This window comes from Brevundimonas diminuta (assembly GCF_050310045.1).
GTDB lineage: Bacteria > Pseudomonadota > Alphaproteobacteria > Caulobacterales > Caulobacteraceae > Brevundimonas > Brevundimonas diminuta_F.
Window position 1 is genome coordinate 895,406 of the sequence record NZ_CP190005.1, and the last position, 15,099, is coordinate 910,504.

The following is a 15,099-nucleotide window of genomic DNA, read 5'->3' on the forward strand; positions in this document are numbered from 1 at the left end:
ATCAGCTGTGGTGGTCAGACCCCCAGGATCCAGCCTTCTTCGCTTTCGACCTGGGCGATCAGGGCTTCGTCTGCGCCCTTCGGCGGCGCGAAGGCTTTCTGCAGGTCGCCGGCGTCGTCCATGCGGGCGAAGGCTTCGGCGGCGGCGCGGACCTGGGCCTGGGTCTTGTATTCCTTGACGCCTTCGGCGTTCACGCCGCGCTTGGCTTCATGGAGGGCGGGCCAGACTTCGACGATGACGGCCGACAGGGGTTCGATGTCGGCCTCGGTCAGTTCGCGCCAGCCGGTGCCGAAGGGCCAGACGGCCGCCGAGGCGCCCAGCGTGTCCAGCAGGCGGCGCAGCATAGGCACGCCGACCAGCGTCAGGCCGCCGATCGCGCCCGCGCCGTGCATCTGCCAGACGCTTTTGGGCGGCAGCTTGTCCTTGCGCGCGGCCAGTTCCGTGGCGCGGAACTCGGGGATGTCGGCGCCGGCGCCTTCGGGCGGCTTGGTCGTAGTCAGCCAGCGCTGGGCCTGGCTGGCGGGCGCGCCCCAGAAGGGCCAGGGCTCGTCCGTCATCAGGCGGTTCATCTTGGCCGCGACCTGATAGCGGTTGTTCGAGTTGTCGGCCTTGTCGACGATGTTGGCGGTCAGGAACTTGCCCATGGCGTCCCACGGGCGGCCGTCCAGTTTCAGCCGAGCAGCCGTTCCGGCCGGGAAGCCGAAGTCGAAGTCGAAGCCCACCAGCACGCGGTCGCCGCGCTTGCGGTGTTCGGCCAGCAGGTCGGCGATCAGCTTTTCGCCCTCGGCGCGCGTGGCGACGTTGTGCGTCTCGGCATACAGGCGGAAGCGCACGTCGCGCTTGGCGACGCCGACCCACAGGGTCTGTTCGCCCAGCTTCTTGCCTTCGGCGGCGGTCCAGTTGGCGATGATATAGGCGTCGAAAAGGCGGGCCACGGGGGCTCCTGAAGAAAGAAGCAAAAGCAGGACGAGGGGTTCTAGCCGCCCGGACTCAAGCCGTGAAGGGCGATCAGCGTTGCATCAGGGCTTCTACGTGCGACAACCAGCGGCGCCCCAGCCGCAGGCCCTCGCCCGGCGAACGGGCGCCGCTGGTTTTTTCGGCCTCGGAGGCGGGAGCGTTGCGCGTGCCGTTCCACAGGGCCAGCTCAAACTCGGCGTTGTGCGGGTCGCTGAAGATCAGCCGCAGCACGACCAGTTCGGCGTCGGGCGCGTCCAGGTCGATCTCCTTGCGCATCTGGCCGCGCAGGACGCGGGCGACGAGGTGGCCGTCGACGATGATCTCGGCGCCCAGCACTTCCTCGAAGGCGTAGACGAGGCCTATTGCGCCCCGCTTCCACAGGATCACCAATTGGCCGCCGTCGAGGTCCAGCCCGGCGGCGCGGCCTTCATGGGCGGACAGGGCCACGGTGTCGGCCGTCGCCCCCAGCGCCTTCTTCATCGCCCGCCGCAGTCGCCGCTCGGACTCCATCCACCAGGAAAACAACAACACGCCGGTGGTCAGGAAGGCGGCGATCAGGGCGATCAGCAGAATGGCCCTGAACGTGTCGCCCATGGATCAGGCCTCCAGATCCAGGTCGACCACGACGGGGACGTGATCGCTGGGCTTTTCCATGTCGCGGGCGTCGCGGTGCGTCTCGATGGCGCGGAAGCGGTCAGCGGCCTGGGGCGACAGCAGGGCGAAATCGATGCGGATGCCGTGGTCCCTTTGCCAGGCGCCCGCCTGATAGTCCCAGAAGGTGAAGGTTCCGGCGGGCTCGCGGCCCAGTTCGTGGGAATCGGCCAGGCCCAGCCATTTCAGCGCGCGGAAGGCCTCGCGGCTTTCCGGTTGGAACAGGGCGTCCTCGGCCCAGGCGGCGGGGTTCTTGGCGTCCTCGGCCTCGGGGATGACATTGTAGTCGCCGCACAGGGCCAGCGGCTCTTCCAGCGCCAGCAACTCGCGCGCATGGTTCTGAAGGCGTTGGAACCAGGCCAGCTTATAGGGGAATTTTTCGGTGCCCAGCGGATTGCCGTTGGGCAGGTAGATGGAGGCGACGCGGATCGGGCGGGGCGCCTCGATCAGGGCTTCCAGATAGCGGGCCTGTTCGTCCGTATCGTCGCCGGGCAGGCCGCGCCGCACGTCCGACAGCGGGTATTTCGACAGCAGGGCGACGCCGTTGTAGCTCTTCTGGCCGTGCGTCTCGACGTTGTAGCCCAGGTCTTCAAAGGCCTCGCGTGGGAACTTTTCGTCCACGCATTTGATCTCCTGGAAGCAGGCGACGTCGGGGTTGGCGGCCTGAATCCACTCCAGCACTGTAGGCAGGCGGGCGTTGACCGAGTTCACGTTCCAGGTGGCGATGCGCATGGGACGCAAGGCTAAGGTGAGCCGCTGCGTTCGGGAAGAGGGACAGGCAAAACAAAGACGCCGCCGGATCGCTCCGACGGCGTCTGAAACTTCAGGCTGAAATCAGGATCAGCTGTTCGGCTCGGTCGAGGACAGCTTGCAGCCGCCGCCGACCTGTTGGGCGACCGAGCAGGCGTAGACCTGCTGGACGGCCTGGGCCGTGTCGAAGCGGACGATCATGCCCTCGGCGCCGTTGCAGACGGCTTCGTAGAAGGAGCCGTTGGCGTTCTTGCCCATGTAGCGGGCCTGGGTCACGTCGCAGGCGGCGGCTTCCGAACCAGCCAGCCAGCCCTTCAGCGTCGCGGCCTGTTCGGCGGGGGTGGTGAAGCGGCAGGTCGAGTTGGCCGAGACCAACTCCATGCACGAGGCGACTTCCCAGCCCGAGGCGCCCTTGTTGATCTGGGCGCCGTCGACGCCTGCGCAACCGATCTCATAGACCACAGCACCGCCCGGCTTGGCGCCGATGACCGCGCCCTGATCGACGGTGCACTTCAGGCCCGCTTCCTGTGCGAAGGCGGTGAAGACAGCCATGGCGTTGTCGTTGGCGGGCAGGGTGCACTGCGAGCCGACGTCGGCTTCCGGATCACGCGCGCGCGTCTGCTCGGCCGAGGCGGCCAGCACCAGACAGTCGGTGGCCTGCGGCGGGTTCGAGGTCAGCAGCAGATAGCCGGGGCCGGCAGCGCAGGAGACTTCGTAGAGCGACTCCTTGGCGGCGGACTGACCCAGCAGCTTCGATTCGGTGATCTGGCAGTTGGTGTTGGTGGCGGTCAGAACGCCTTGGGCGGCGGCCTGGACCTGCTCGGGCGTGGGCGCCTGAGCGGCGCGCGGCTGGCGCACGCGACCGCGTGCGGCGCGACCGCCCGAGGATTCGGTCACTTCCGGACCGTTCGGGTTTTGCGCGGTGCGCTGGGCGAACGACGGGGTGGCGAGGCCGGAGATGAGGACCGCCGCGCTCAGGGCGACGAAGGTGCGGGCATTGCGAGACACGGGGACGCTCCAATTGAACAGAGAGTTTATCCCTGACGGCGGTATCGGGCCGGGTCAAGAATGGACGGCGTGCAAAAGGCCATCTAAAAGGACGGTTGCAATTGGAGACGGACTTGGCTGACGGCGACACCCTGACAAGTTCCCGGACGGAACGCGGCCTGACTTACCCCTTTGAGGGCGCGCCTTCTGCCGGCGCGGCGACAACTGTTGCGCCCGGCGTGCTGTGGCTGCGCCTGCCGCTGCCGATGGCGCTGAATCATATCAATCTCTACGCCATCAAGGACGGCGACGGCTGGGCTGTCGTCGACGCCGGATTGGCGACGGACGCATCGAGGGAAGACTGGACGACGGCGCTGGCGGGCGTGTTGGGCGCGCGGCCGGTCACGCGCGTGATCTGCACCCATATGCATCCGGATCATATCGGGCTGGCGGGTTGGCTGTGCGAGCGGTTCGACGCGCCGCTGCTGATGTCGCGGACGGAATATGTGATGGCGCGGATGCTGATCGCGGATGAGATGCTGGGGCCGCCGGCGCGCGCCGAAAGCTTCTATCGCGCGGCGGGCTGGTCGGACGAACAGGTGGCGCGCTGGCGGGACGGCTATGGCGGTTTCGGTCGCATGGTTCAGGATTTCCCGCGCGACTATCTCCGGGTGCAGGACGACGATGTCCTGACCATCGGCGGCGATGACTGGCGCGTGGTGATCGGCGAGGGGCACAGCCCTGAACACGTCTGCCTGTGGCGCCAGAAGGATAACGTCTTCATCGCGGGGGATCAGATCCTGCCGCGCATTTCCTCGAATATCTCGATCTGGCCGACGGAGCCGGAGGCGGATCCGCTGGGCGACTGGCTGCGGTCGCTGGCGGCGCTGAAGGACCGGCTGCCGGGCGATCTGCTGGTGCTGCCGTCGCACGGGGAGCCGTTCTACGGCGTGACCCTGCGTCTGGAGGCGCTGATTCGCGGTCATGAGGTGGCGCTGAAGCGGCTGGAGAAGACGCTGCGGACGCCGTGCCGCGCCGTGGACGTGTTCGGCGCCCTGTTCGCGCGGCCGGTCGGCGACGCCGTGCTGGGCATGGCGACCGGCGAGGCGCTGGCGCACCTCAACTATCTCGAACGTCAGGGACGGGTCCGCCGCGTGCGGGACGGAGACGGCGTGGACTGGTGGAGCCTTTTGGAGACAGGCCAATGAGCGAGCATATCCGGACCCAGTTGGACGGCGGCGTCCTGACGGTCGTCTTCGACCGCGCGGACAAGAAGAACGCCATCACCCAGGCCATGTATACGGCGCTGGCCGATGCGACGGAAAAGGCGAAGGCGGACGACGCCGTGCGTGTCATCCTGTTCCGCAGCGAGGGGGATTCCTTCTCGGCGGGCAATGACATCGCCGACTTCATCGCCATCGGCCAGACCGAAGGCGATCTGGTCGAGATGGGGGTGTTCCGCTTCCTGAAGGCGCTGGCCGATCTGGACAAGCCCGCCGTGGCGGCGGTTCGCGGCCGGGCGGTGGGGATCGGCCTGACGCTGCTGCTGCATTGCGACATGGTGGTGGTGGCCGAGGACGCCCTGCTGTCCGTGCCCTTCGTCAATCTGGCGCTGGCGCCGGAGGCGGCGTCGTCGCTGCTGCTGCCGCGCGTTCTGGGGCATCAGCGGGCGTTCGAGCTGTTCGCCCTTGGCGAGGCGATCGACGGCAAGACGGCGCTGGCCTGGGGCCTGGCCAACCGCGCGGTTGCGGCCGATCAGGTCGAAGCGACGGCGACGGAGCTGGCGGGCAAGCTGGCGGCGCGTGCGCCCAACTCCATCCGCAAGACGAAGGCCCTGATGCGCGACGCTGAGGCTCTGTGGAGCGTGATGCAACTTGAAGCCAAGGCGTTCGGCTCGCAGATGCGCAGCCCCGAGGCGATGGAAGCCTTCATGGCCTTCAGCCAGAAGCGGGCGCCGGACTTTTCCAAACAGGGCTGATGTCGCGAAATCGCGATTGATTCGAGGGGCGCGGGGGACTACGGGCCGCGCATGAACGCCGCGCCCGCCTCCGCCCCTTCAGACGACCCGCAGATCGTGGGGCCGATCACGCGTGAGACGACGGCCGATGCGGCCGCCGTCGACGCCCTGGTCATCGCCGCATTCGGCCCAGGCCGCTTCGCCAAGACGGCCGAGCGCCTGCGTGAGCGCGCGCCGCTGACGGCGGGCTTCTGCCTGTATGAGGGCGGGCGTCTGATCGGCTCGGTGCGGCTGTGGTCGATCATGACAGGCGAGGCGCGTTCGGTCTTTCTGGGGCCGATCGCCGTGGATAAATCCAGCCGCAGCACGGGGCTGGGCGGCGAACTGGTGCGCGCCTGCATCGAAGAGGCGAAGGCGCTGGGGCTGGACGGCATCCTTCTGGTCGGCGATCCGCCTTACTTCTCGCGCTTCGGCTTCGTGCCTGCGCCGGACGCCATGCTGTCGGGGCCGGTGGACCAGCGTCGGGTGATGTGGCTGCCCTTCACCGCAGCGGCGCCGGTCGGAGCGGTTCGCCCCGACGTCTGAGCCGGGCGCGGCCTTCCTTTGCAAGGCGACGCATCCCATAGTTCGGATATGACGAACCCACCGACATCGTCCGGCTCCGGTCTGGCCAGCGTGGCCGAGGCCGCGCGTCAGGCGCCGGGGCGAGGTCTGCCGCCCGTGCATCTGTGGCATCCCGAACATTGCGGCGAGATCGACATCCTGATCCGCGCCGACGGCGTGTGGATGCATGAAGGCTCGCCCATCGGTCGGGCCGAGCTGGTGCGGCTGTTCTCGACGGTGCTGAGGAATGACCCGGACGGCTATCATCTGGTGACGCCGGTCGAGAAGCTGAAGATCGCGGTCGAAGATCTGCCGTTCCGCGCCGTGGCGGTGCGCCAAGAGGGCGAGGCGCTGGTCTTCACCACGGATCAGGGCGATGAGGCCGCCGCCGGTCCCGACCACGCCATCATCGTCGAGACGGACGCCGCGACCGGCGAGCCTGCGCCGCGCGTCCATGTGCGGGGCGACCTGTGGGCGCGGATCGCGCGGCCTGTCTTCTATGAACTGGTCGAGCGAGCGCAGGAGGCGGACGGACGGCTGGCTGTACGGTCGGGCGGGGTAGTGTTCCCGCTGGGGCCGGAAGGGGCGGGGCTTTGACCTGTTCCGGCCTGAAGGCCCGGCTGCAACAGAGGCTGGACCGGGTGTCGGCGTGGTCGCCGCAGCGTGTGGCGGTGCGGTCTGATTATGACCTGAACCCCGACTTCAGCCGCCCGAAGGTCAAGCTGAGACCGGCCGCCGTGCTGATTCCTGTCATCGCGCGAGAGGAGGGGCCCAGCGTCTTGCTGACCCGCCGATCCGACAGTCTGGCCAGCCATACGGGACAGATCGCCTTTGCGGGCGGACGGCTGGATCCGGGCGAGACGGCGCTGGACGCCGCCTTGCGCGAGGCGTGGGAAGAGATCGCGCTGGACCCCGCCGTGGTCGAGCCGCTGGGTCTGGGCGATCCCTATGAGACGGGCACGGGCTTTCTGGTGACGCCGGTGGTCGGCTGGCTGACGGCGCCGCCGGTCGTCACGCCGTCGCCCGCCGAGGTGGCCGAAGTGTTCGAGGCGCCGTGGGACTTCCTGATGGACCCGGTGAATCATCGCCGCGACTACTATGATCAGGAGAACGGGCCGCGCCGCTGGTTCTGGGCCATGCCCTATCGCGAGCGCTACATATGGGGCGTGACGGCGGGCATTCTGAAGGGGCTGTTCAACCGGCTCTATGGCGAGGAAGCCGCGCCGCACAGGGCCGCTGAGGCTGACGCGACCGAGCGCGTGGAATGAGCCGCGTCCTTTCAGGGCAGGCCTGGCTGACGGCCAGCGCGACGCAGGCGGTTATGGCCGCGCTGGCGGCGGCGGGCGGGGCGGATTGCGCCCGCTTCGTCGGCGGATGCGTGCGCAACGCCGTGCTGGGCGCGCCTATCGACGATGTGGATATCGCCACTGTCCTGACGCCCGAGGTGGTGGTCAGGGCGTTGAAGGCGGCGGGCCTGAAGAGCGTGCCGACTGGAATGGAGCACGGCACGGTGACGGCCATATCGGAGCGTCAGCCGTTCGAGATCACCACCCTGCGTCGGGATGTGTCGACCGACGGGCGGCGCGCCACAGTCGCCTTCACCGACAACTGGGCCGAGGATGCGGCGCGGCGGGATTTCCGCCTGAACGCCCTCTATGCCGATGCGGACGGGCTGATCCTCGACCCGACGGGCGCGGGGTATGAGGACGCTCTGGCCGGGCGGATCGTCTTCGTTGGCGAGCCGGAACAACGCATCCGAGAGGACTATCTGCGCATCCTGCGCTTCTATCGTTTCTTCGCCTGGTACGGGCGCGGCGCGCCGGATGCGGCGGCGGTGGAAGCCTGCGCCGCTCTGGCCGAAGGGGTCGAACGGCTGTCGGCCGAGCGGGTGTCGAAAGAACTGCTCAAACTGCTGGCCGCGCCTGATCCGCGCGCGGCGGTGCGGTTGATGGATCAGGCGGGCGCGCTGGGGCGGGTGATGCCGCAGCCGGAGAGCCTGACGCTGTTCGAGGCGATGGTGGGGGTCAGCCCGGACCCGGTGCTGCGTCTGTCGGCCCTGTTGCCGGATGACGCGGAGACCGTGCGCGCGGCGGCCTTGAGGCTGCGGCTGTCGAACGCTCAAAGGGACCGGCTGGTCGAGGCCGTCGGCGAACATATTGATCCGGCGATGAGCGAGGCCGAGGCGCGCGCCGCCGTCTGGCGCACAGGGCGTCAGGCGGTCGAGGATCGGCTGTATCGCGTATTGGCCTCAGGCGCGGATGCCGGGGCGGTGCAGCGCCTGCTGGCGCTGGCGGCGGACTGGACGCCGCCGAAGCTGCCGGTCGGGGGCAAGGATCTGGCGCGGCTGGGCCTGTCGCCGGGGCCGGAGACGGGGCGGTTGCTGAAGGCCTTTGAAGAGGGCTGGATCGCCGACGATTTCCCCGACCACGGGCATGAGGAGAGGCTGAAGGCCCTTATGGCTGGGCCCGGCTGAGGCGCACGATCACCGGGCGGTGGTCCGAACCTGTCTTCTGACCCAACCGCCGCTCGGCCAGGGCCAGATCAGGCGAGCGCCAGACGTGGTCGATGGTGATGCCGAGGAAGGCGGGCAGGGCTGAAGGCCATGTGCCGGGCCAGGCGGGGGCGGGGATCAGGCCGGTTTCAGTCTTGATCTGGCGGCCGATACGGCCGCTGGAGACGCTGTTGAAGTCGCCCGCCACGATGACCGGCCCCTCAAGCCCGGCGCGCAGTCCGGCCAGCCGTTGCGCCTGACTGATCTGGCCATAGGGATGCTGGAAGGGCCAGGGCCGCGTCATGTGGACGGCGATCAGGCTGACCGGCCCCAGCGGCGTCTCGGCCCGGGCGACCAGGGCGGCCAGACCCTGACCATCGGCGTCGCGCATCTGATGCAGCGGCAGGCGTGAAGCAATCACTGAGCGCGCGGCGCCGCTGGGCCGGTCCTTACGAGGCGTGGCGACGCGATGCGGATAGGCGCTCAGGATCGCGTCGAGTTGTGCGGCCGGGGCGTCGCCCAGTTCGATCAGCATGACCACATCGGCGTCGGCCTGCTCGATGGAGCGGGCGATGGCCGCCACATCCTGATTTCGCGCCCACAGATTGGCGGCGTAGACGGTCAGGGTTTGCGGCCCGGCGGGGCGGCCTCGATCCGGCATCCATTGCGGCCAGACAGCCAGAAGCAGCAGCCCCGCTACGCCTGCGCCCAACGCCGCCATGTCCCATAGGCGGAACAGCAGGAAGAGCCCGCACAGCATGACGGTCGCGATCAGGGCGGGCGCGGTGAACTGGGTCAGCAGGTCAGGCAGGCGGTGGCCGATGCGGCTGAGCGCCGAAACGGCGACAAGGCCGGGCGGCGCCAGCAAAGCCAGGGCGGCCAGTCGCATCAGGGCCTGTGTCAGGGTCATGCTGCGGCCTTTGAAGAGAGCGGGCGGACGCACCGGTTAGCGCGTCGGCGCCGGGCATGTCGAGCGTGGCCTCATGCGGCCGAATGCGCGGGCGGAGGGCGGTGCGATAGCGCGTCAGACGCGGCCAATCTCTGAAAATTCCCGGCTTTGGCGTGGTTCGGGGCGGATCGGCGCGCCGGGGTTCGGCGCCTGAGCAGACTGAGGTCTCAATCTTTGGAGACCGCCATGAACGACGACGCCAGCGCGCGGCTGGGCCTGCCTTATCTGGCGGCCGGACAGCTGCAGAAACATGTGACTCTGAACGAGGCCCTGACCCGTCTGGACGCCTTGATCCAGACGGCGGTGGTCAGCCGCACGACGAGCGACCAGCCCGCGGATCCGGCTGAGGGCGCGCTCTACATCCTGCCGGAGGCGGCGACGGGCGCGGATTGGGCGGCGCATCCGGCGGGTAGCCTGTTACGGCATGAGCGAGGCGGCTGGCTGCCGGTTCCGGCGCCGGACGGCCTGCTGGCCGTGGTGCTGGACAGTGAGGAGATACTGGTCCGCCGCGCAAGCGTCTGGACGCCCCTGTCCTTCGGCCTGCCTGAAGAGATCCAGCAGATCACACGCCTGGGCGTGAATACGACGGCGGACGCGACGAACGTCGTCGCCGTGCGGGCTAACAAGGCGCTGTGGACTGCGCTGGAAAGCGAAAGCGGCGGCGACGGCGACTTGCGCTTCACCTTCAACAAGCAGGGGGCGGGCGACGTCCTGTCCCTGCTGTTCCAGAGCGGCTGGGGCGGGCGGGCCGAACTGGGTCTGGTCGGCGATGACGACCTGACGCTGAAGGTCAGCCCCGACGGCGGCGCCTGGCGGGAGGCGCTGCGGATCGACCGCACCACAGGCCGCGCCTGGTTCGGTCAGGGCGCGACACGGCGCGAGACGACGGTGCTGACGACCTCGGCCAGTTGGACGCCGCCGGTCTGGGCGCGCTGGATCGAGGTGGTGTGCGTGGGCGGGGGCGGCGGCGGCGGGGCCGGTCTGGCCGGAGCGTCCGGCACGGCGCGTCATGGCGGCGGCGGCGGCGGCGCAGGCGGCGTCATGACCGCGTGCTGGCCGGCCGTGAACCTGACGGGAGGGCTGGATATCACGGTGGGGGCGGGCGGCGCAGGCGGCGTCGCATCAGGCGCGGCGGGCGGTCAGGGCGCCGCGAGCCTCGTGCAAACCGGCGCGCAGATCCTGCTGACGGGCGAGGGTGGGCGCGGCGGTGCGGGCGGTTCTGCGGCGTCAGGCGTCGGCGGCGCTGGCGGCGGCGGCGTGCCGCCCTCCAACGCAGGCGGCGCGTCGTCCGTTTCGGCGACGGGCGGCGCCGGGCAGACGACGGCGCGCCCTGACGGGCCCGGTGCGGGCGGCGCGGGCGGCGGTCTCAGCACGGCCAATGCGGCGCAGGCGTCAGGCGCAGGCGGCGACGGCGCGATGCTGCTCCTGAAGGCGGCGGGCGGGGCAGGCGGTGCGTCGGCTGGCGCAGCGGGGCAGGCGGCGCCCTGGCCTGACCTTCACTGGGCCGGAGGCGGCGGCTCAGGCGGCGGTGCGAGGACGTCCGGCGCCGGTCACGCAGGCGGACCGGGCGGCCTTCATGGCGGCGGCGGCGGCGGCGGCGGCGCGGGCGTGACGGCGGCGGGCGCAGGCGGCGCAGGCGCGGCGGGCGTGGTCTGGCTGACGGCGGTGGGGTGAGCGCCATGATCCGACGCCTGCACCGCATCATCGACGCCGAGGAGGCCTTGTCGCTCGGCGAGCTGGAGCCGCTGTTGGATGAGGAGGTCTGGGCTGCGCCCGATCGCCTGTCGGCTGACGACTGTTTCGACCATCTGGGCGGCGACTGGCGAAGTTCGGCCGCGCCCCATGACCCGGAGGACGGGCGATGACCCTTACGCATCACGATAAACCGGGGGCGCAATCCGCTGAACTGGCCGAGGGCCGCTGGCTGTGGCGGCGTCTGTATGTCTATGCGGCCAGTCTGGCGCTGTGGCTGCTGTTGCGGCTGGCGGTGACGCGGGCGGCGGCGACGGACTTGCCGCGCATCGCCGAGGGGTTGATGGGGCTGATCGCCCTGATGCTGCTGCTCTATCTGGTGGCGCCCAGCGCCCAGCAGATCGTCAATCTGGCGCGGCTGCGTGCGGGAGGCAGGCCATGAGCTTTCGTCTGTCGCAACGCTCGCGCGAGCGGCTGAAGGGCGTCCATCCCGATCTGATCGCCGTGGTCGAGGCGGCGATTCTGCTGACGCCGGTGGACTTCATGATCACAGAGGGACTGCGGACGCCCGCGCGTCAGGCGGAACTGGTGCGGGCCGGGGCCAGCCGGACGCTGAACTCGCGTCACCTGACGGGTCATGCGGTGGATGTGGCCGCCTGGGTTGATGGTCAGGTGCGCTGGGACTGGCCGCTGTATCCGCGTATCGCCGAGGCGTTCAAGGCGGCGGCTGCGGCTGCGGGCGCGCCGTTGATCTGGGGCGGAGACTGGCCGCGCTTGCGCGACGGTCCGCACTTTGAGCTGGATCGGCGGGCCTATCCGTGACGGGGCGTTTTCTGCGTGTGCTGACGCCGCTGGGGTGGTTGGCGACGATGCTGTTGCTCGTTGCGGTGCTGATCGTCGTGGGGCGTGGACTGGGCCTGCGCTGGGATCCGCTGCAGTTGCAGGCGCGCCGGTTGGAGGCGGCGGAACAGCGTCTGGGTCGAGCCAAGGCCGAGGCAGGCGTCCGCGCACAGGAGGCAGCCGCGCGCGGGCGTCAGATCGAGAGTCTGGACGCCTTTCACCAAAACAACCGGGCTGTGACGGCGGCGGCCGTTGCGGCCGAAATTCGAGCGAGGAACGCTGATGACGCCGATACGCCTCTGGATGCTGATCGCGCTGGCCGCCTGCGTGACCATGACCGCGAGCTGTGCCGCCTCGCGCCTGCCGTCGCCGGTTGCGCCGCCGCGACTGACGCTGGCTGAGTCCGTCCGCCAGCCGTGCGAACTGGCCCGGTTGCCTGCCCGTCCGACGGCGGCTGACCTTGAGGCGGCCTATGTGCGGCGCGGCGCCCAGTTGGCGGCATGTGACGCCGCCCGCCGTCTGGCGGTTGAAACGCTGGAGGCCGAACGGCTCCTGATCGAGGCCTGGGCGCGCGGACCCGGCTGATATTGCTGGGTAGGCAGGCAAAATATGCCTCATGCCCTGGGGGATCGGCAGAATGTGCCGGGTCATGGGCATGGTTATCAAAATCTAACGGTGAAAAAACAGGGCTTTGGGTCGGCTAGGCTGCGTGCGGCGGCTGGCCCGAGCCTTGCGGATGACATCTCCGAGCAGAAAGCTCCCGGCAGCCAAAATGGCGTCGGACATCGTCTGAAGACAAAGGACAGCCAAAATGGCTAACAGCATCAATACGAACTACGGCGCCCAAATTGCGCTGCAGAATCTGAACGCCACCAACAAGGCGCTCGAAACAACCCAAAATCGCGTCAATACCGGCATGAAGGTCTCTTCGGCCAAGGACAATGGCGCTATCTTCGCCATTGCCACTACCCAGCGCGCTGATATGGCCGCTCAGGATGCGGTCAAGAACTCCCTGCAACGCGGTCAATCAATCGTCGATGTGGCCTTGGCTGCTGGCGACACCATCACTTCGGCGCTGGAAGAAATGAAGGCGCTGGCGGTCAATATCCAGTCTACAACCGGTGACACGCAAGCTGCATACTTTAAGGATTTCCAGGCCTTAGGTAAGGAGGTTGCGGACGCCATGTCTGGGGCGACCTTTGATGGCGTCAACCTGTGGACTACGGCTTCCGGCACAACCACGACTGTGACCAAGAGCACGGCTGCAACGGGCAACACCATGGTGCTGGGCACTACCGCTGCTACGAACGCCAATGCGGACATTACCGCCGTAACAGGCGCAACCGCTGCCACCGCCGCAACGGCCGACAACGTGCAGAAGGCGATCAAGGCGGTGACGGACGCACTGTCGACGTTCGGCACCCAGTCCAAGTCGATCGGCCGTCAATTGACGTTTGTCGGCAAGCTGCAGGACGCTCTGGAGACCGGCATCGGTAACCTGGTCGACGCCGATCTGGCCAAGGAAAGCGCCCGCTTGACGGCTCTGCAGACCAAGCAGCAGCTGGGCGTGCAGGCGCTGTCTATTGCGAACCAGTCCAGCTCGATTCTGCTGGGTCTGTTCCGCTAATCCGACGCAGTTCGGGAAGGGATGGGCCGCCAGGTCCGTCCTTTTTCGGCGCGTCGTTTGACACGGGAGGCGCGGCAGGTTCGCGTTAGAGGGAAATGACTGACAATGTCACAGGCGTATCCAGTTTAATTTATCTGAACCGAGAAGCGCAGGGCGCTGCGGTTGAACCGATGCCGGTCGTGCAGCAGGCGGTCGACGATGTTGCTGAAGCTGGCCGCTATCGCTTGACGATCGAGCGTGAGGCGACAGGATATGTCTACAAGACCCTCGATCGCGTGACGGGTGAAGTGATCCGTCAGTTCCCGCGTGAAGACGTGCTGAAACTGCGCCACAGCCCGGCCTATGACGTCGGGAAGGTCATCAAGACCGAGGTCTGAAATCTCGGACGTTGACGAGATGACGCCCCTCGGCATGGCCGGGCGGCGTTAACAGGCGTTGCGACGGCGTTAACCATACGCTCAGGAATCACGGTCATTAATCCTCGCCAGAATCGGATCTGAGGCGAGAAAGCCATGACCAACAGCGTAATCACCAATGCGTCGGCGCTGATCGCGCTTCAGAACCTGAACGCCACCAACTCCAAGTTGGCGTCGACCCAGAGCCGGGTGAATACGGGCCTGAAGGTTCAGGGCGCGCGCGACAACGCCGCCACCTGGGCCATCGCCCAGAACCAGCGCGCCGATATGAATGCGCTGGAATCGGTCAAGACCAGTCTGAACCGAGCGACGTCGGTTGCCGACGTGGCCTTGGCGGCAGGGCAACAGATTTCGGACATCCTGGTCGAACTGCGTCAGAAGGCGACCGCAGCGGCTGATCCGTCGGCGTCAGCGGCGACCCGCAAGGCCTATAATGATGAGTTCCAGACGCTGCTGAAGTCGCTGCAGTCGTTTGCGGACAACGCCTCCTTTGATGGCGAGAATATCCTGAACGGCAAGGTGAATGGTTCGCGCCCCGATCCCTCAGCCACGCCTCCTACGACACTGACTCCGCTTAACTTCTTGGCTAATGCGGACGCGACCGAAACCATCACTATGAACCGACAGGACATGTCGTTGCGGGGGCTTGGCCTAGCTGTCGCGGGCGCCACGCCGACGGATCCGGATGTTACGCCTGAACTGCTGACACAGGCGGGCGCTGAGTCTGCGCTGGCGTTGGTTGAAACCGCCCTGACCGGCGCCAGCGCCAAGCTGGCGGAACTGGGCGCCCAGTCCAAGCAGATCGAGAAGCACACCCTGTTCGTCACCAAGCTGATGGACTCGCTGGAGGTCGGCGTCGGCAATCTGGTCGATGCGGACATGGCGCGTGAAAGCGCCCGCCTGCAGGCCCTGCAGGTCCAGCAGCAGCTGGGCGCGCAGGCGCTGTCGATCGCAAACCAGGCGCCGAACATCATCCTGTCGCTGTTCAAGGGATGATGGGGCGTCAGCCCGGACGCTGACTGATCGGACGATGTGGCGGGCCGGTCGGTCGACGGCGCGGTGGTCGTGGGACCAGTCCGTACAGGCTGATCAGTCGCATCAGTATCCAGCGCACGCGTGACATGGAAAGTCTCACCTTCGGCTGTGATGAGACGGGAACGGCAGGGTCAAACGGCTGTT

At 68.0% G+C, this 15,099-nt stretch carries 20 protein-coding genes; 15 read left to right on the top strand and 5 right to left on the bottom strand.

Going from position 1 to position 15,099, the window contains the following annotated elements; genetic code table 11:
• Positions 1 to 14: 14 nt before the first annotated feature.
• The 4 genes from ACORJG_RS04170 to ACORJG_RS04185 form a co-directional block, all read right to left on the bottom strand.
• The gene (locus ACORJG_RS04170) at positions 15 to 935 is read right to left on the bottom strand and encodes a cobalamin biosynthesis protein CbiG (RefSeq protein WP_427791875.1); all 921 of its coding nucleotides are present in this window, start codon (positions 933 to 935) and stop codon (positions 15 to 17) included.
• A 73-nt stretch (positions 936 to 1,008) separates the two neighbouring features.
• Positions 1,009 to 1,551 carry a hypothetical protein gene (locus ACORJG_RS04175; RefSeq protein WP_427791877.1) on the bottom strand — a complete coding sequence of 181 codons (543 nt, stop codon included), beginning with the start codon at positions 1,549 to 1,551 and terminating at the stop codon, positions 1,009 to 1,011.
• Between the two features lie 3 nt (positions 1,552 to 1,554).
• Positions 1,555 to 2,340: an exodeoxyribonuclease III gene (gene xth, locus ACORJG_RS04180; protein ID WP_427791879.1), complete on the bottom strand. Its 786-nt coding sequence runs from the start codon at positions 2,338 to 2,340 to the stop codon at positions 1,555 to 1,557.
• A gap of 108 nt (positions 2,341 to 2,448) precedes the next feature.
• The gene (locus tag ACORJG_RS04185; protein ID WP_427791880.1) at positions 2,449 to 3,366 is read right to left on the bottom strand and encodes a hypothetical protein; all 918 of its coding nucleotides are present in this window, start codon (positions 3,364 to 3,366) and stop codon (positions 2,449 to 2,451) included.
• 113 nt (positions 3,367 to 3,479) lie between these two features.
• Here ACORJG_RS04185 and ACORJG_RS04190 point away from each other — a divergent pair, with 113 nt between their 5' ends.
• From ACORJG_RS04190 to ACORJG_RS04215, 6 genes are read left to right on the top strand one after another with little or no spacing between them, the layout of a single operon-like run.
• Positions 3,480 to 4,553 carry an MBL fold metallo-hydrolase gene (locus ACORJG_RS04190; protein ID WP_427791882.1) on the top strand — a complete coding sequence of 358 codons (1,074 nt, stop codon included), beginning with the start codon at positions 3,480 to 3,482 and terminating at the stop codon, positions 4,551 to 4,553.
• Positions 4,550 to 5,323, top strand: a complete 774-nt coding sequence (locus tag ACORJG_RS04195; RefSeq protein WP_427791884.1) for an enoyl-CoA hydratase — start codon at positions 4,550 to 4,552, stop codon at positions 5,321 to 5,323. The genes ACORJG_RS04190 and ACORJG_RS04195 overlap by 4 nt, the downstream gene beginning before the upstream one ends.
• 51 nt (positions 5,324 to 5,374) lie before the next feature.
• Positions 5,375 to 5,887 carry a GNAT family N-acetyltransferase gene (locus tag ACORJG_RS04200; RefSeq protein ID WP_427791886.1) on the top strand — a complete coding sequence of 171 codons (513 nt, stop codon included), beginning with the start codon at positions 5,375 to 5,377 and terminating at the stop codon, positions 5,885 to 5,887.
• 48 nt (positions 5,888 to 5,935) lie between these two features.
• Positions 5,936 to 6,502: a DUF1285 domain-containing protein gene (locus ACORJG_RS04205; protein WP_427791888.1), complete on the top strand. Its 567-nt coding sequence runs from the start codon at positions 5,936 to 5,938 to the stop codon at positions 6,500 to 6,502.
• Positions 6,499 to 7,173 (top strand): CoA pyrophosphatase, encoded by a 675-nt coding sequence (locus ACORJG_RS04210; RefSeq protein WP_427791890.1) that lies wholly within the window; start codon positions 6,499 to 6,501, stop codon positions 7,171 to 7,173. Before ACORJG_RS04205 ends, ACORJG_RS04210 begins: the two co-directional genes overlap by 4 nt.
• Positions 7,170 to 8,378 carry a CCA tRNA nucleotidyltransferase gene (locus ACORJG_RS04215; RefSeq protein WP_427791891.1) on the top strand — a complete coding sequence of 403 codons (1,209 nt, stop codon included), beginning with the start codon at positions 7,170 to 7,172 and terminating at the stop codon, positions 8,376 to 8,378. The genes ACORJG_RS04210 and ACORJG_RS04215 overlap by 4 nt, the downstream gene beginning before the upstream one ends.
• Here ACORJG_RS04215 and ACORJG_RS04220 read toward each other — a convergent pair.
• Positions 8,359 to 9,306 carry an endonuclease/exonuclease/phosphatase family protein gene (locus tag ACORJG_RS04220; protein WP_427791893.1) on the bottom strand — a complete coding sequence of 316 codons (948 nt, stop codon included), beginning with the start codon at positions 9,304 to 9,306 and terminating at the stop codon, positions 8,359 to 8,361. The two genes, ACORJG_RS04215 and ACORJG_RS04220, sit on opposite strands and share 20 nt — an antisense overlap.
• Before the next feature lie 225 nt (positions 9,307 to 9,531).
• Between ACORJG_RS04220 and ACORJG_RS04225 the strand changes: the two genes are divergently transcribed.
• From ACORJG_RS04225 to ACORJG_RS04265, 9 genes are all read left to right on the top strand, one after another.
• Positions 9,532 to 11,019 carry a DUF2793 domain-containing protein gene (locus ACORJG_RS04225; RefSeq protein ID WP_427791895.1) on the top strand — a complete coding sequence of 496 codons (1,488 nt, stop codon included), beginning with the start codon at positions 9,532 to 9,534 and terminating at the stop codon, positions 11,017 to 11,019.
• A gap of 5 nt (positions 11,020 to 11,024) precedes the next feature.
• Positions 11,025 to 11,210 (top strand): hypothetical protein, encoded by a 186-nt coding sequence (locus tag ACORJG_RS04230; RefSeq protein ID WP_427791897.1) that lies wholly within the window; start codon positions 11,025 to 11,027, stop codon positions 11,208 to 11,210.
• Positions 11,207 to 11,479, top strand: a complete 273-nt coding sequence (locus ACORJG_RS04235) for a hypothetical protein (protein WP_427791899.1) — start codon at positions 11,207 to 11,209, stop codon at positions 11,477 to 11,479. Before ACORJG_RS04230 ends, ACORJG_RS04235 begins: the two co-directional genes overlap by 4 nt.
• Entirely contained in the window at positions 11,476 to 11,859 is a 384-nt protein-coding gene (locus tag ACORJG_RS04240; RefSeq protein ID WP_427791901.1) for a M15 family metallopeptidase, read from the top strand. Before ACORJG_RS04235 ends, ACORJG_RS04240 begins: the two co-directional genes overlap by 4 nt.
• Positions 11,856 to 12,278 (top strand): hypothetical protein, encoded by a 423-nt coding sequence (locus ACORJG_RS04245; protein WP_427791902.1) that lies wholly within the window; start codon positions 11,856 to 11,858, stop codon positions 12,276 to 12,278. Before ACORJG_RS04240 ends, ACORJG_RS04245 begins: the two co-directional genes overlap by 4 nt.
• 31 nt (positions 12,279 to 12,309) lie before the next feature.
• Positions 12,310 to 12,462, top strand: a complete 153-nt coding sequence (locus ACORJG_RS04250) for a hypothetical protein (protein WP_427791904.1) — start codon at positions 12,310 to 12,312, stop codon at positions 12,460 to 12,462.
• Between the two features lie 226 nt (positions 12,463 to 12,688).
• The gene (locus ACORJG_RS04255) at positions 12,689 to 13,504 is read left to right on the top strand and encodes a flagellin (RefSeq protein WP_427791906.1); all 816 of its coding nucleotides are present in this window, start codon (positions 12,689 to 12,691) and stop codon (positions 13,502 to 13,504) included.
• A 95-nt stretch (positions 13,505 to 13,599) separates the two neighbouring features.
• Complete coding sequence (locus ACORJG_RS04260; RefSeq protein ID WP_427791907.1) at positions 13,600 to 13,881, top strand: flagellar protein FlaG; 282 nt, start codon at positions 13,600 to 13,602, stop codon at positions 13,879 to 13,881.
• A gap of 135 nt (positions 13,882 to 14,016) precedes the next feature.
• The gene (locus ACORJG_RS04265) at positions 14,017 to 14,916 is read left to right on the top strand and encodes a flagellin (RefSeq protein WP_427791908.1); all 900 of its coding nucleotides are present in this window, start codon (positions 14,017 to 14,019) and stop codon (positions 14,914 to 14,916) included.
• The last annotated feature ends 183 nt before the right edge of the window (positions 14,917 to 15,099 follow it).